This window comes from Streptococcus oricebi, from assembly GCF_017883985.1.
GTDB lineage: Bacteria > Bacillota > Bacilli > Lactobacillales > Streptococcaceae > Streptococcus > Streptococcus oricebi.
Genome location: NZ_PRDG01000001.1, coordinates 514,151 through 527,023, shown reverse-complemented (window position 1 = coordinate 527,023; position 12,873 = coordinate 514,151). Strand labels below are relative to the sequence as shown.

Annotated in this window: 15 protein-coding genes; 14 read left to right on the top strand and 1 reads right to left on the bottom strand. The window is 43.8% G+C overall.

From position 1 onward, the window contains the following. Positions 1 to 346: 346 nt before the first annotated feature. The 8 genes from gatC to C4K46_RS02445 all read left to right on the top strand — a co-directional run bounded on the left by gatC (position 347) and on the right by C4K46_RS02445 (position 8,157). Positions 347 to 649: an Asp-tRNA(Asn)/Glu-tRNA(Gln) amidotransferase subunit GatC gene (gene gatC / locus C4K46_RS02480; protein WP_209627013.1), complete on the top strand. Its 303-nt coding sequence runs from the start codon at positions 347 to 349 to the stop codon at positions 647 to 649. Beyond that, positions 649 to 2,115 (top strand): Asp-tRNA(Asn)/Glu-tRNA(Gln) amidotransferase subunit GatA, encoded by a 1,467-nt coding sequence (gene gatA / locus C4K46_RS02475; protein ID WP_209627011.1) that lies wholly within the window; start codon positions 649 to 651, stop codon positions 2,113 to 2,115. The genes gatC and gatA overlap by 1 nt, the downstream gene beginning before the upstream one ends. Then, on the top strand, positions 2,115 to 3,548 hold the full coding sequence (gene gatB / locus C4K46_RS02470) for an Asp-tRNA(Asn)/Glu-tRNA(Gln) amidotransferase subunit GatB (protein WP_209627009.1): 1,434 nt from the start codon (positions 2,115 to 2,117) through the stop codon (positions 3,546 to 3,548). The genes gatA and gatB overlap by 1 nt, the downstream gene beginning before the upstream one ends. 103 nt (positions 3,549 to 3,651) lie before the next feature. Further along, positions 3,652 to 3,951: a hypothetical protein gene (locus tag C4K46_RS02465; RefSeq protein ID WP_209627007.1), complete on the top strand. Its 300-nt coding sequence runs from the start codon at positions 3,652 to 3,654 to the stop codon at positions 3,949 to 3,951. Further along, on the top strand, positions 3,935 to 4,333 hold the full coding sequence (locus tag C4K46_RS02460) for a PIN domain-containing protein (protein ID WP_209627004.1): 399 nt from the start codon (positions 3,935 to 3,937) through the stop codon (positions 4,331 to 4,333). The genes C4K46_RS02465 and C4K46_RS02460 overlap by 17 nt, the downstream gene beginning before the upstream one ends. A gap of 221 nt (positions 4,334 to 4,554) precedes the next feature. Continuing rightward, positions 4,555 to 5,613 (top strand): bifunctional transcriptional activator/DNA repair enzyme AdaA, encoded by a 1,059-nt coding sequence (locus C4K46_RS02455; RefSeq protein ID WP_209627002.1) that lies wholly within the window; start codon positions 4,555 to 4,557, stop codon positions 5,611 to 5,613. 254 nt (positions 5,614 to 5,867) lie between these two features. Continuing rightward, entirely contained in the window at positions 5,868 to 6,911 is a 1,044-nt protein-coding gene (locus C4K46_RS02450) for a 2,3-butanediol dehydrogenase (protein WP_209627000.1), read from the top strand. A 334-nt stretch (positions 6,912 to 7,245) separates the two neighbouring features. Continuing rightward, complete coding sequence (locus tag C4K46_RS02445) at positions 7,246 to 8,157, top strand: DMT family transporter (RefSeq protein WP_209626997.1); 912 nt, start codon at positions 7,246 to 7,248, stop codon at positions 8,155 to 8,157. Positions 8,158 to 8,299: 142 nt separating this feature from the next. Here C4K46_RS02445 and C4K46_RS02440 read toward each other — a convergent pair whose 3' ends face one another. Then, positions 8,300 to 8,926, bottom strand: a complete 627-nt coding sequence (locus C4K46_RS02440; protein ID WP_209626996.1) for a TVP38/TMEM64 family protein — start codon at positions 8,924 to 8,926, stop codon at positions 8,300 to 8,302. Positions 8,927 to 9,187: 261 nt separating this feature from the next. Between C4K46_RS02440 and C4K46_RS02435 the strand changes: the two genes are divergently transcribed. The 6 genes from C4K46_RS02435 (at position 9,188) to rsfS (ending at position 12,846) form a co-directional block, all read left to right on the top strand. Continuing rightward, positions 9,188 to 9,715: a YqeG family HAD IIIA-type phosphatase gene (locus C4K46_RS02435; RefSeq protein WP_209626994.1), complete on the top strand. Its 528-nt coding sequence runs from the start codon at positions 9,188 to 9,190 to the stop codon at positions 9,713 to 9,715. A gap of 1 nt (position 9,716) precedes the next feature. After that, positions 9,717 to 10,823: a ribosome biogenesis GTPase YqeH gene (gene yqeH / locus C4K46_RS02430; RefSeq protein ID WP_209626992.1), complete on the top strand. Its 1,107-nt coding sequence runs from the start codon at positions 9,717 to 9,719 to the stop codon at positions 10,821 to 10,823. A gap of 115 nt (positions 10,824 to 10,938) precedes the next feature. Then, positions 10,939 to 11,250, top strand: a complete 312-nt coding sequence (yhbY, locus tag C4K46_RS02425; RefSeq protein WP_018372143.1) for a ribosome assembly RNA-binding protein YhbY — start codon at positions 10,939 to 10,941, stop codon at positions 11,248 to 11,250. Positions 11,251 to 11,261: 11 nt separating this feature from the next. Continuing rightward, positions 11,262 to 11,894: a nicotinate-nucleotide adenylyltransferase gene (locus tag C4K46_RS02420; protein WP_209626990.1), complete on the top strand. Its 633-nt coding sequence runs from the start codon at positions 11,262 to 11,264 to the stop codon at positions 11,892 to 11,894. Beyond that, positions 11,891 to 12,475 (top strand): bis(5'-nucleosyl)-tetraphosphatase (symmetrical) YqeK, encoded by a 585-nt coding sequence (gene yqeK / locus C4K46_RS02415; protein ID WP_209626988.1) that lies wholly within the window; start codon positions 11,891 to 11,893, stop codon positions 12,473 to 12,475. The genes C4K46_RS02420 and yqeK overlap by 4 nt, the downstream gene beginning before the upstream one ends. An 11-nt stretch (positions 12,476 to 12,486) precedes the next feature. Further along, a complete protein-coding gene (rsfS, locus tag C4K46_RS02410) occupies positions 12,487 to 12,846 on the top strand; it encodes a ribosome silencing factor (RefSeq protein ID WP_209626987.1) in 360 nt (119 codons plus the stop codon). Positions 12,847 to 12,873: the final 27 nt, after the last annotated feature.

The following is a 12,873-nucleotide window of genomic DNA, read 5'->3' as shown; positions in this document are numbered from 1 at the left end:
CCCTAAAATCTCGGAATTTAGACAAAATCTCCTAGGTTCATGGAACCTTCGTCGGTTTTCCTAAAATTCAGTCGATTTTTTAACGGGCTTTGTATCTTATATAACTGAACACGGGCTAAAATCTCGGAATTTAGACAAAATCTCCTAGGTTCATGGAACCTTCGTCGGTTTTCCTAAAATTCAGTCGATTTTTTAACGGGCTTTGTATCTTATATAACTGAACACGGGCTAAAAGCTCGGAAAATAGATAAATCTTCCTAGAAGCTGAGACTTCTTCGTCAGATTTCCTAATTTTCAGTCGCTTTTTATACGCCCTTTGTATCTTATCTTATGAAAGGAATTTGTAATGAAAATAAGTCAAGAAGAAGTGACTCATGTTGCTAATTTGTCAAAGCTTGCTTTTTCTCAGGAAGAAACGGCCGAGTTTGCTACTACTCTATCCAAAATCGTTGATATGGTGGAATTACTAAATGAAGTGGATACTGAAGGAGTAGCCTTTACTTCTAATGTAGCTCAAAATATTAACTATATGCGCCAAGACCAAGCCCAGCCAGGCTGGAACAGGGAAGAACTCTTTAAAAATGTCCCTGAACAGGCAGATGGCTACATCAAGGTACCAGCAATTATCGATGAGGGAGGAGATGCTTAATGACTTTCAATCAAAAATCTATTGATGAATTACACGACCTGCTCGTTCAAAAAGAGATTTCTGCGACTGAATTAACCCAGGCGACTCTGGAAGATATCAAGAGTCGGGAAGATGCAGTGGCCAGCTTTATCACAGTTAGTGAAGAGGCGGCCCTTGCGCAAGCAGCGGCAATTGATGCCAAGGGGATTGATGCTGATAATGTCATGAGCGGGATTCCTTTAGCAGTCAAGGATAATATTTCAACCAAGGGGATTTTAACAACAGCTGCTTCAAAGATGCTCTATAACTATGAGCCGATTTTTGATGCGACCAGTGTGGAAAAGCTCTATGCCAAAGATATGATTGTCGTTGGTAAGACCAATATGGATGAGTTTGCCATGGGTGGGTCTAGCGAAAATTCTTACTTCAAGACAACCAAGAACGCTTGGGACCAAACCAAGGTTCCAGGTGGTTCTTCGGGTGGTTCTGCAACAGCTGTTGCAGCTGGCCAGGTCCGTCTATCTCTCGGTTCTGATACGGGAGGCTCTATTCGCCAGCCGGCTTCCTTCAATGGGGTTGTCGGTCTCAAGCCAACCTATGGCCGGGTCTCTCGTTTTGGTCTGATTGCCTTTGGTTCTTCCTTGGATCAAATCGGTCCTTTCTCACCAACGGTTAAGGAAAATGCCCAACTCCTCAATGTCATTGCTGGAAATGACCCTAAAGACTCTACTTCAAGCCAAGCGGCTGTACCTGATTTTACTTCAAAAATCGGTCAAGATATTAAAGGTCTTAAGATTGCTTTGCCTAAAGAGTATATCGGCGAGGGTATTGATCCGCAAATCAAGGAAACGATTTTGGCAGCGGCTAAGCACTTTGAAAGTCTAGGTGCCATTGTTGAGGAAGTCAGCCTGCCTCACAGTAAGTATGGAGTGGCTGTCTATTATATTATCGCTTCGTCAGAAGCTTCTTCCAACCTGCAACGTTTTGACGGGATTCGCTATGGTTTCCGAGCAGAAGAGATTGAAAATCTGGAAGATGTTTATGTCAAGACTCGTAGCCAAGGATTTGGTGATGAGGTCAAACGTCGTATCATGTTGGGAACATTTAGCTTGTCATCTGGTTACTATGACGCCTACTTCAAGAAGGCTGGCCAAGTCCGTACCTTGATTATGCAAGACTTTGCCAAGGTCTTTGAAAACTATGATTTAATTTTAGGACCGACTGCGCCGACTGTTGCCTATGACTTAGGTAGTCAAAACCAGGATCCAGTGGCCATGTACTTGGCTGACCTCTTGACTATTCCGGTCAACCTAGCAGGACTTCCAGGAATTTCTATTCCTGCTGGCTTTGTAGAGGGACTGCCAGTTGGTCTCCAGTTGATTGGAAATCATTTTGATGAAAAAACCATCTACCAAGCAGCAGCCGCTTTTGAGGCAACAACAGACTACCACAAGCAACAACCGATTATTTTTGGAGGTGATAAATAATGAATTTTGAAACGGTTATCGGACTAGAAGTCCACGTTGAATTAAAGACAAATTCAAAGATTTTCTCACCAGCGCCAGCTCATTTTGGTGAGGACCCTAATGCCAATACCAATATTGTCGACTGGTCCTTCCCAGGTGTGCTTCCTGTTATGAACAAGGGCGTGATTGACTATGGGATTAAGGCAGCACTTGCGCTTAATATGGACATTCACCAAAAGATGCATTTTGACCGCAAAAATTACTTCTACCCAGACAATCCCAAAGCCTACCAAATTTCCCAGTTTGATGAGCCGATTGGCTACAATGGTTGGATTGAAATTGAGTTAGAAGATGGGACTAAGAAGAAAATCCGGATTGAGCGGGCTCACTTGGAAGAGGACGCTGGTAAAAATACCCACGGTAGCGATGGTTACTCTTATGTGGACCTCAACCGCCAAGGTGTTCCTTTGATTGAAATCGTGTCAGAAGCTGATATGCGCAGTCCAGAAGAAGCCTATGCTTACTTGACAGCCCTTAAGGAAATTATCCAATATACAGGAATTTCTGATGTCAAGATGGAAGAAGGTTCTATGCGTGTCGATGCCAACATCTCTATTCGTCCTTACGGTCAAGAAGAGTTTGGTACTAAGACAGAGTTGAAAAACCTTAACTCCTTTAACTTTGTCCGCAAGGGCTTGGCTTTTGAGGAAAAACGCCAGGCTGAGGTGCTCCGCAGTGGGGGACAAATCCGTCAAGAAACCCGCCGTTACGACGAGGCAACAGGTGAGACTCTGCTTATGCGGGTCAAGGAAGGTTCAGCAGACTACCGTTACTTCCCAGAGCCAGACCTACCAATCTTTGAAATCGAAGATGAATGGATTGAAAAGGTGCGTGAGACCCTACCAGCCTTTCCAAAGGAACGCCGAGCTAAATACATGGCTGACTTCGGCTTGTCTGACTACGATGCTCGTCAGTTGACAGCAACCAAGGCAGTGTCAGACTTCTTTGAAGCGGCAGTAACCGCAGGTGGCGATGCTAAATTGGTATCCAACTGGCTCCAAGGTGACGTAGCTCAATACCTCAATGCCGAGGGCAAGACCATTGAGGAAATCGGCCTGACACCAGAAAACTTGATTGAGATGCTGGACTTAGTCGCAGACGGTACTATCTCCTCTAAGATTGCCAAGAAGGTCTTTGTTCACTTGGCTAAAGAAGGTGGCTCAGCTAAGGAGTATGTTCAAAAGGCAGGTCTCATCCAAATTTCAGATCCAGCCCAGCTCTTGCCAATCATCCAAGAAGTCTTTGCCAATAATGAAAAAGCAATCAATGACTACAAGGGTGGCAACAAAAACGCAGCCAAGTCCCTTATCGGCCAGCTGATGAAAGCAACCAAGGGGCAAGCCAACCCGCAAGTTGCACAGAAATTACTCAATGAAGAGTTGGAGAAACTGTAAATGTATTGATAAACCGACAGTCATGTCGGTTTTTTCTTGGCTACAAATCCAGTTGAAACCTCATGTATATACGTGCTATAATAGCGAAAAAGGAGGAAAGAGCATGATTATCAGTGAGGAGCCAATCCAATTAAAAGAATGGGGTAATGGGAATGCTTTTCGTATTTCAAAAAAGATGCTTCAGTTGGTTGATTTTGATGACACGATTGACTACGAATTAAAGGCGATTGATGAAAATGGAGTTAAGAAGTTAGTTATTGAGCCTAAAATGGACTTAGAAGAGAAACTAGCGATTTTTGAGGAATTTTCAGGTCTCTTGGATTCAAAAATAGAAACGGAAAAGCAGGATTATCGCAAAGAGCGCCGTGAGGAGAGATTGTCTAAATATGAAAGTCTTACTTGATACCAATATTTTGTTGGATTATTTTCTAAATCGTAATAGCCATTCGAGAGAGGTTGTCTTAAAGGCAGTTTATGGAGCTTATACGGCTTGTATCACGACAAATATGGTCACAGATATATTTTATATCTTGAGTAGAAATGGAATTGATGCACGAAGTAAACTTCCCAAATTTCTACAACTTTTTCAGGTTTTAGATGTCAAAAAAGCTCATTGTTTGAAAGTCCTAGAGCTTGACATGCCGGATTTTGAAGATGCTCTCTTAGTTGCTGTGGCAAGGGAACAGCAAATTGATGTAATTATCACCAGAAATGAAGCTGATTTTGCCCATAGTCAAATGATTGTCTATCGCCCAGATGAATTTTTGGAACGCTTGAGGAAGTGAGGACAATTAGTCGCCGTTTGAAAAATTGGAAAAACCATAAGTAAAACCGACAACCATGAACCGCACCCCTTGTGTTAGATTTTCTGTCTAACTTTTGGGGTGCGGTTCATATGTCGGTTTTTTTGCTATCGAAAGTTTTTTAAAATATTGATGTTAATTTTTCTCGTTTTTTTATTTGGAAAACGTGTTATACTTTAAATAAAATGTGAGGAGTAGAGACGATGATTACAGATGAGAAAAAGAAGGAAGCCTATTATAAGATGTTGCTAGAGAAAAATTCAGATTATGAGGGCATTTTTTATGTAGGAGTCAAAACGACGGGGATTTTTTGTCGGCCGACTTGCCCAGCAAGAAAGCCTAAAAAAGAGAATTGTGAATTTTTTGAAACGGCAAAGGAGGCCTTGCTCGCTTCTTATCGTCCCTGTAAAAGATGCCGTCCTTTGACAAGTCCGACTCTCCTTTCGCCGGAAGTTAAAAAATTAGTAGAGGCTATTGAGCGAAATCCTGAGAAAAAATGGACAGATAAGGATTTTGATGAACTAGCTATTAGCGCCAATACGGCCAGAAGGCAGTTTAAAAAACAATTTGGCATGACCTTCATTGAATACGCGCGTTCCAGAAGACTAGGTTTGGCCTTTGACTATATCAGAAATGGCAAGTCCTTAATCAATGCTCAGCAAGAGATAGGTTATGATTCTAGCAATGGCTTCCGCGATGCCTTTGTCAAAATCATGGGAACGCAGCCGAAAAAACACCAGTCGCTACATTTGTTGACGGCCAAATGGTTGGAAACTGAATTAGGGTCAATGATTGCTATTGCTGATGAGGAAGTCCTCTATCTCTTGGAGTTTGTGGATAGGCGGGGCTTGGAAAAAGAAATTGAAAATCTACGCAAGAAATTTAATGCTGCCATTATTCCCGGAACAAATCAGATTTTAACAAAGCTTGAAGATGAATTAAGTAAATATTTTAAAGGTCAACTAAGTCATTTTAGTATTCCTCTTGCCGAAAATTTAGGAACTCCTTTCCAGAAGCAGGTTTGGAAACTCCTCAGAGAAATTCCTCTTGGCAGCACGATAAGTTATAAAGAATTGGCCATAAAAATGGGCAATGAAAAGGCTAGTCGGGCTGTGGCGAGAGCCAATGGCACAAATCAAATCGCTATTTTAATTCCTTGTCATCGCGTGATTAACTCCAATCAGGAACTGGGTGGTTACAGTGGAGGAGTCTATCGTAAAGAATGGTTATTAAAGCTGGAGAAAAGAATGGCTGACGACTAAAAGTCTTCAGCTTTTTTAATAACTTTTATTTCTAACTCCTTTCACTAAACACTTGCAACTATTTGTGAAAAGGTTTACAATGTAGATGTGAGTTTTCCCAAAACTCGGCTTTGGATACTTGTCTAAAAGTGAGTAGAGCATAAAACTTACTGATGTTTGGTTTGAGCTAAGAGTCTAAGTAGGTCTCGCAATTTTTAAGTCAGATAGGCTGGGCTTCTTAGTTCCTAAGGATTTTAGAGAAAGGTGGTTTCTTTATGGCAAAGATGAAAGCTGCACGTTGGTATGGGGCAAAAGATGTCCGCATTGAAGAGGTTGACATTCCGGAAGTGGCGCCCCATCAGGTTAAGGTGGCAGTGAAGTACACAGGAATCTGTGGAACAGATTTGCATGAGTATTTGGACGGTCCAATTTTTATCCCGACTGAGGAGCATGTCTATTCGAAGCAAAAGGCTCCTGTAACTCTGGGACATGAATTTGCAGGTGAGATTGTCGAAGTCGGAAGCGCCGTAACCCGAGTTAAGGTGGGTGACCGGGTGACCATTGAGCCGATTTTGGCCGAACACAATCTGATTGGTGACTACAATCTAGACCCAAATCTTAACTTTGTAGGTTTGGCGGCTGATGGCGGTTTTGCTAAATATTGTGTGCTGGACGGTGATTTGGTTCACGTTGTTCCAGATAGTATTAGCTATGAGCAAGCAGCCTTGACTGAGCCAGCAGCAGTAGCGGTTTATGCGGTGCGTCAGTCAGCCCTTAAGGCGGGTGATACGGCTGTAGTCTTTGGTTTGGGACCAATTGGGCTCTTAATTGTAGAAGCCTTGCGAGCAGCTGGTGCTTCTAAGATTTATGCGGTTGAACTTTCTCCTGAACGGCAGGCCAAGGCTGAAGAACTGGGAGCTATTGTTGTTCGTCCACAAGAAGGTGAGGATACAGTTGCTGCAATCCAACGTTTGACCAATGGCGGAGCGGATGTTTCCTATGAGGTAACTGGGGTACCCGTTGTCCTTGGTCAAGCTCTAGCGGCTGTTCATAAGGCAGGAGAGTGTATGGTCGTCTCTATCTGGGAACGTGAGGCCTCAATCAATCCAAATGAGTTTGCCATTCAAGAAAAATCTTTGAAGGGAATTATTGCCTATCGACACATCTTCCCTAAAGTTTTAGAGTTAATGGAGCAGGGCTACTTCTCAGCCGAAAAACTGGTGACTAAGAAGATTAAACTAAGCGATATTGTTCAAGAAGGCTTTATCGAGTTAACCCAAGATAAGGCGCAAATCAAGATTTTGGTTGAGCCTGAGTAAGGATGAAGTCAGTTAAAGACGAGGCCGAGACAATAATATTGAGTCTTTAAAACAGGTTCGTAAAAAGGGTGAGGCGCAGTAGTCCTTTGGCTTCTGCCTTCGCCTTTTTACTTCCTAGAAGTCTAAAAATCTTGGCGGGGGTGGGACTAGGAACTATTTTATCAAAATGGTTTCTGTCTCATTCCTATTTTTTCTTGACTTGACGCCCCCTTTTATCCTATGCTATGCTGAAAGTAGTGAATGTCCATTGTAGTCAGTTAAACAAGAAGTGAGAAAAAGACTTGCTTTGAAAACTCTGCTACTGTGATTTGTCAAGAAATGATTGGAGTGTGGGATGTCTAAGGAAGTTAAGGGAAGTCTTTTGATTTTGGCGGCGGGTCTTGCCTGGGGCTTGTCTGGTGTAAGTGGTCAATACTTAATGGGGCATGGTTTTTCACCCCTTATCCTAACTAATATTCGGATTCTCTTTGCGGGTTTCTTGTTGGTCTTACTGGCTTATGGCGGGGCTAAAGAGCAGTTATTGGCAGCCTGGCAGGAGCCCAAGGCCCTCTTTTCTATTTTTCTTTTTGGACTTTTGGGTCTACTCTTGAATCAATTGGCCTATTTGATTGCTGTCCACGAAAGTAATGCAGGAACGGCGACGGTTTTGCAGTATGTTTGTCCGGTCTTGGTCCTGGGTTATTCCTGTCTCAAAAATTGGGTCTGGCCTAGTCTACTGGAAGTTCTGGCTATTGCCTTGGCTATGTTGGGAACTTTTTTGATTGCTAGCCATGGTCAGATTCATTCCTTGAGCATGACTCCAACTGGTCTTTTTTGGGGCCTCTTTTCGGCAGTGACCTATGCTCTTTATATTTTGCTTCCCATTAAGCTAATTCAGCGTTTTGGGAGCATGACGGTTATTGGTCTGGGTATGTTGATGGCAGGAGTGCTGATGACGCCTTTTACTGGTCTCTGGAGTTTTGTCTGGCCCCTGGATCCAACTATCCTCCTAGCCCTTTTAGGCTTGGTCGGCCTGGGGACGGTTTTCACCTACACTGTCTTTTTAAAGGGGGCCAGTCTGGTGGGACCAGTTAAGTCTAGTCTTTTAGCCTCGATTGAGCCGATTGCAGCAGTGTTTTTTGCTTTTTTGATTATGCATGACCGTTTTTATCTGATTGATTTATTGGGCATGGTCCTGATTTTGTCAGCGGTCAGCCTGATTTCAGTCAGAGACCTACTTTTACACAAGAAAAAAGGCCTGTTTTAGTGGCCTTTTTATTTATACTTATGTGTATATAATTCTAGTCTATTATGTTTATTTTTGCTTTTCAAGCCTAATAGGCAGACTTGTAGAAAATTCCAAGGGTCAGGGCAGCAGCTTGCCTTGGCCCCTATCTATTTCCAAGTTTTTAATGGGGAAGGCGACTCCAAAAGAAGTCGATAATATAGGTAAGTCCATAGGTATAGACGACCAGGGTAAAGGGCTTGCAGAGCAGGATAATCAGCATATAGCGGCGGAAGGTCATCTTGGTTAGGGCTGCTAACATACAGAGGAAGTCTGCGGGACTAATCGGCCAAATCATCATAAAGATAAAGAAGCGCTCGAAACGGTCCCCCTTGTTGAGCCAACCGATATAGCGATTATAGGTTCTCTTGTTGACAACGGATTGGACAAAGGCTGGGCCGTAGGTACGCACCAGATAAAAGAGGAGGGCGCAGCCGATGACGATTCCGATATAGTTATAGATTGTCCCGATGATGTGACCATAAATATAGACACCTGCAACCGAAGTGAGGGCTCCGGGAATGACGGGGACAACGGTTTGCAAAATTTGTAAGAAGATAAATAAAGGCGGTCCCCAAAGGCCGGCCTGTTGGATAAAGGCAGATAAAGTCTCTTTGGAACGTAAGACCCCAGCCTGGTAGGCCCAGATACAAAAGATTAGGGTTGCCAGGGCTCCGATAATGGATGACCAGTTAATAATTTTTTGCAAGAGAGGGGAGACAGCTGTCATTTCCTTGTTCTTACTTGTCATAGACACCTCCGAATGATACTATATCTACTATAGCATTTTTTGGCGCTTTTGTAAGCTTTGAGCTCGCATTCTAGTCTGGACTTATTCCTTGCTAGAAAAGGAAAATTGGAGCATGTCAAAAGCTCTTTTTTGTGCTATAATGATGAGAGTAGCTTTTGAGTAAAAGTCGACTTAGCAAGGAGAAACTTTAGCAGGGCTTTCGTCCTTTTAGCCCATATAGAGTCGAAAGGCTAGGTCCTATATCTTATTTTGGAGAATGATGTGAGAATTGAGAATTACCTACCCGATTTTGCGGTTGAGGCGGTCTATGATTTAACAGTTGAGAGTTTGAGAAAGCACGGAATTGAGGCCGTTTTTGTCGATTTAGATAATACCCTGATTGCCTGGAACAATCCAGATGGAACCCCAGAAATGAAGCAGTGGCTCCATGATTTACGAGATGCTGGGATTCGGGTTGTAGTTGTGTCTAATAATACACAAAAAAGGGTCCAAAGGGCAGTGGAGAAATTTCAGATTGACTATGTTTACTGGGCCTTTAAACCTTTTACCTTGGGCATCAATCGAGCCCTCAAGCAGTTTGGCGTAGACAAGAGTCAGGTGGTCATGGTGGGAGATCAGTTGATGACGGATATTCGGGCAGCCCATCGGGCCGGGATTCGCTCTATTTTGGTCAAGCCCCTGGTCAGTCATGATTCTCTCAAAACCATGCCCAACCGGCTCCGGGAACGTCGGGTCCTGAAAAAAATTAGGGAAAAATACGGCCCGATTAACTATACTAAAGGAATTTAAAATGGAAGAACTTCTTTGTATCGGCTGTGGAGCTCCTATCCAGACCCAGGATAAGACAGGTCTGGGCTATACTCCCCAGTCAGCTCTTGATAAGGGCTTGGAAACAGGTGATCTTTATTGCCAACGCTGCTTTAGGCTACGCCATTATAATGAAATTAGTGATGTCCAGCTGACGGACGATGACTTTTTAAGACTCCTGCATGAGGTCGGAGACAGCCAAGCCTTGGTAGTCAATGTGGTGGATATTTTTGACTTCAATGGTTCGGTTATTCCAGGCCTTCCCCGTTTTATTGCAGGTAATGACCTGCTCTTGGTCGGCAATAAAAGGGATATTCTCCCCAAGTCGGTCAAGGATAAGAGGGTCAGCCAGTGGCTCTTGGAGCGGGCCCATGAGGAGGGACTGAGACCTCTGGATGTGATTTTAACCAGCGCCTATAAAAAAGAGGCCATCAAGGAGCTGATTGCCAAGATTGAGCACTATCGCAAGGGGCGGGATGTCTATGTGGTCGGTGTAACCAATGTCGGCAAATCCACTCTAATCAATGCCATTATCCAGGAACTTAGTGGGGATAAGGATATTATAACCACCTCCCGCTTTCCGGGAACAACGCTTGATAAGATTGAGATTCCCCTGGCTGATGGTAGTTATATCTATGATACACCGGGAATTATCCACCGCCATCAGATGGCCCACTATCTGTCAGCTAAAAATCTCAAGTACATCAGCCCTAAAAAGGAAATCAAGCCCAAAACCTACCAGCTAAATCCGGAACAAAGCCTCTTTTTAGGAGGATTGGCTCGTTTTGATTTTATTGCAGGCGAAAGGCAAGGTTTTACAGCTTATTTTGACAATAATTTGAAACTTCATCGGACTAAATTAGAGGGGGCAAGTGACTTTTATCAAAAGCATGTCGGCAGTCTATTAGTACCACCAACTGGCAAGGAGCTTGCTGACTTTCCGGAGCTTGTCCGTCATGAATTTACAATCAAAGAAAAGACAGACCTAGTCTTTTCAGGTCTGGGCTGGCTGCGCGTGACCGGCCCTGCCAAAATCGCTGCCTGGGCACCCAAGGGGGTCGCTGTGGTCTTAAGAAAGGCGATTATTTAAAATCGAATGCCTTTGAAAGCTAGCTAAGGTAAGTCAAACTTACCGCCTGTACTTTCTTCCTTATTCGTAGAAGGATTGAGCCAACTAGCTATTTTTAGTTTTAGAAAGAAGAAAAATGACATTAACCAGTAAACAACGTGCTTATCTCAACGGTCTGGCCCAGACGATGAAGCCCATTATCCAAATCGGGAAGAATGGACTCAATGATCAGATTAAAACGTCTGTGCGTCAGGCTTTAGATGCACGGGAATTGATTAAGATTAACCTGCTGCAAAACACGGATGAAAATGTGCATGAAGTGGCAGAGATTTTGGAAGAAGAGATTGGGGCTGAGACGGTCCGCAAGATTGGGCGGGTGCTGATTCTTTTCAAGCAATCCAGTAAGAAAGAAAATCGGAAATTATCCGTCAAGGTGAGAGAAATCTAAGAGGGAAAGCTATGGCAATTGAACTATTAACCCCTTTTACCAAGGTGGAATTAGAGCCAGAAATCAAGGATAAAAAGCGCAAGCAAGTGGGCATTTTAGGTGGCAATTTTAATCCTGTCCATAATGCCCATCTGGTAGTGGCTGACCAGGTACGCCAGCAGCTCTCACTGGATAAGGTCCTGCTCATGCCCGAATATGAGCCGCCTCATATTGATAAAAAGGGCACCATCGATGAAAGGCATCGCTTAGAAATGCTCAAGCTAGCCATTGAAGGAGTAGGGGGCTTGGGGATTGAGACCTTGGAACTTGAGCGCAAGGGGATTAGCTATACTTATGAAAGCATGAAAATCCTGACTGAGCAGCATCCCGATACAGATTACTACTTTATTATCGGGGCAGACATGGTTGATTACCTACCCAAGTGGTATCGGATTGATGATTTGCTCCAGTTGGTGCAATTTGTCGGTGTACAAAGGCCCCGTTACAAGGCGGGAACTTCCTATCCGGTCATCTGGGTGGATGTGCCGCTTATGGACATTTCATCCAGTATGGTCAGAGATTTTCTTGCTCAAAAACGCACACCTAATTTTCTCTTGCCCCAGGCTGTTTTAGACTATATTGAAAAGGAAGGACTATATCGATGACTTATGAGCAATATGTGGGCATGTCCCGCGAGGATTTGCTAAAAAAGGTTCAGGCAGTCATGTCGGAAAAGCGCTACAGTCATGTGTTGGGAGTAGAGGCTGCGGCTAAGGACTTGGCAGAGCGTTACGGTGTGGATAGTGAAAAAGCAGGCCTAGCAGGGCTCCTTCATGATTATGCCAAGGAGGTCAGCGACGAAGAATTTCTGGTTCTGATTGATAAGTATCAGTTAGATCCCGCTTTGAAGTCTTGGGGCAATAATGTTTGGCATGGCTTGGTTGGTATCTATAAAATTCAGGAAGACTTGGGCCTGACTAATCAGGAAATTCTAAGAGCGATTGCCATTCATACAGTTGGCTCCAAGGAGATGTCTGATTTAGAAAAGATTGTCTATGTGGCAGACTATATCGAGCATAATCGTGCCTTTCCCGGAGTGGAAGAAGCGCGAGCCATTGCCAAAAAATCACTCAACCAAGCGGTCGCCTATGAAACGGCCCATACGGTCGAGCACTTGGCGCACAAGGGCAAGCCGATTTATCCCCAGACCCTAGAAACCTACAATGCTTATATCAGATATTTATAAAGAGGTAAAACGTGAAAGAAGCAGAATTATTAGAAATTGTGATTAAGGCCGCCGACGAAAAGCGGGCCGAAGATATTGTGGCTCTTGACTTACAGGGCTTGACTAGCGTAACTGACTATTTTGTCATCGCAAGTTCCATGAACAGTCGCCAGTTGGAGGCTATTGCTGAAAATATTCGTGAAAAGGTAGTAGCAGCCGGTCAAAATGCTAGTCATGTTGAAGGTGACAGCAAGGGCGGCTGGGTGCTCTTGGACTTGGGTGGAGTCGTCGTTCATATCTTCTCTGAGGAGATGCGTGACCACTACAACCTAGAAAAACTTTGGCACGAAGCAACAGGGCTTGATGTAGCCGCTCTTTTAGAGGCTAAATAGGTCCCTAGCCGAAGAAAAATGAAAGAC

Excerpts from the sequence above, each read along its gene's own strand:
- gatB (WP_209627009.1), top strand. The coding sequence starts at position 2,115 with ATGAATTTTGAAACGGTTATCGGACTAGAAGTCCACGTTGAATTAAAG.
- C4K46_RS02460 (WP_209627004.1), top strand. The coding sequence starts at position 3,935 with ATGAAAGTCTTACTTGATACCAATATTTTGTTGGATTATTTTCTAAAT.
- gatA (WP_209627011.1), top strand. The coding sequence starts at position 649 with ATGACTTTCAATCAAAAATCTATTGATGAATTACACGACCTGCTCGTT.
- C4K46_RS02465 (WP_209627007.1), top strand. The coding sequence starts at position 3,652 with ATGATTATCAGTGAGGAGCCAATCCAATTAAAAGAATGGGGTAATGGG.
- C4K46_RS02420 (WP_209626990.1), top strand. The coding sequence starts at position 11,262 with ATGGCAATTGAACTATTAACCCCTTTTACCAAGGTGGAATTAGAGCCA.
- C4K46_RS02440 (WP_209626996.1), bottom strand. The coding sequence starts at position 8,926 with ATGACAAGTAAGAACAAGGAAATGACAGCTGTCTCCCCTCTCTTGCAA.
- C4K46_RS02445 (WP_209626997.1), top strand. The coding sequence starts at position 7,246 with ATGTCTAAGGAAGTTAAGGGAAGTCTTTTGATTTTGGCGGCGGGTCTT.
- gatC (WP_209627013.1), top strand. The coding sequence starts at position 347 with ATGAAAATAAGTCAAGAAGAAGTGACTCATGTTGCTAATTTGTCAAAG.
- C4K46_RS02455 (WP_209627002.1), top strand. The coding sequence starts at position 4,555 with ATGATTACAGATGAGAAAAAGAAGGAAGCCTATTATAAGATGTTGCTA.
- yqeK (WP_209626988.1), top strand. The coding sequence starts at position 11,891 with ATGACTTATGAGCAATATGTGGGCATGTCCCGCGAGGATTTGCTAAAA.
- yqeH (WP_209626992.1), top strand. The coding sequence starts at position 9,717 with ATGGAAGAACTTCTTTGTATCGGCTGTGGAGCTCCTATCCAGACCCAG.
- C4K46_RS02450 (WP_209627000.1), top strand. The coding sequence starts at position 5,868 with ATGGCAAAGATGAAAGCTGCACGTTGGTATGGGGCAAAAGATGTCCGC.
- yhbY (WP_018372143.1), top strand. The coding sequence starts at position 10,939 with ATGACATTAACCAGTAAACAACGTGCTTATCTCAACGGTCTGGCCCAG.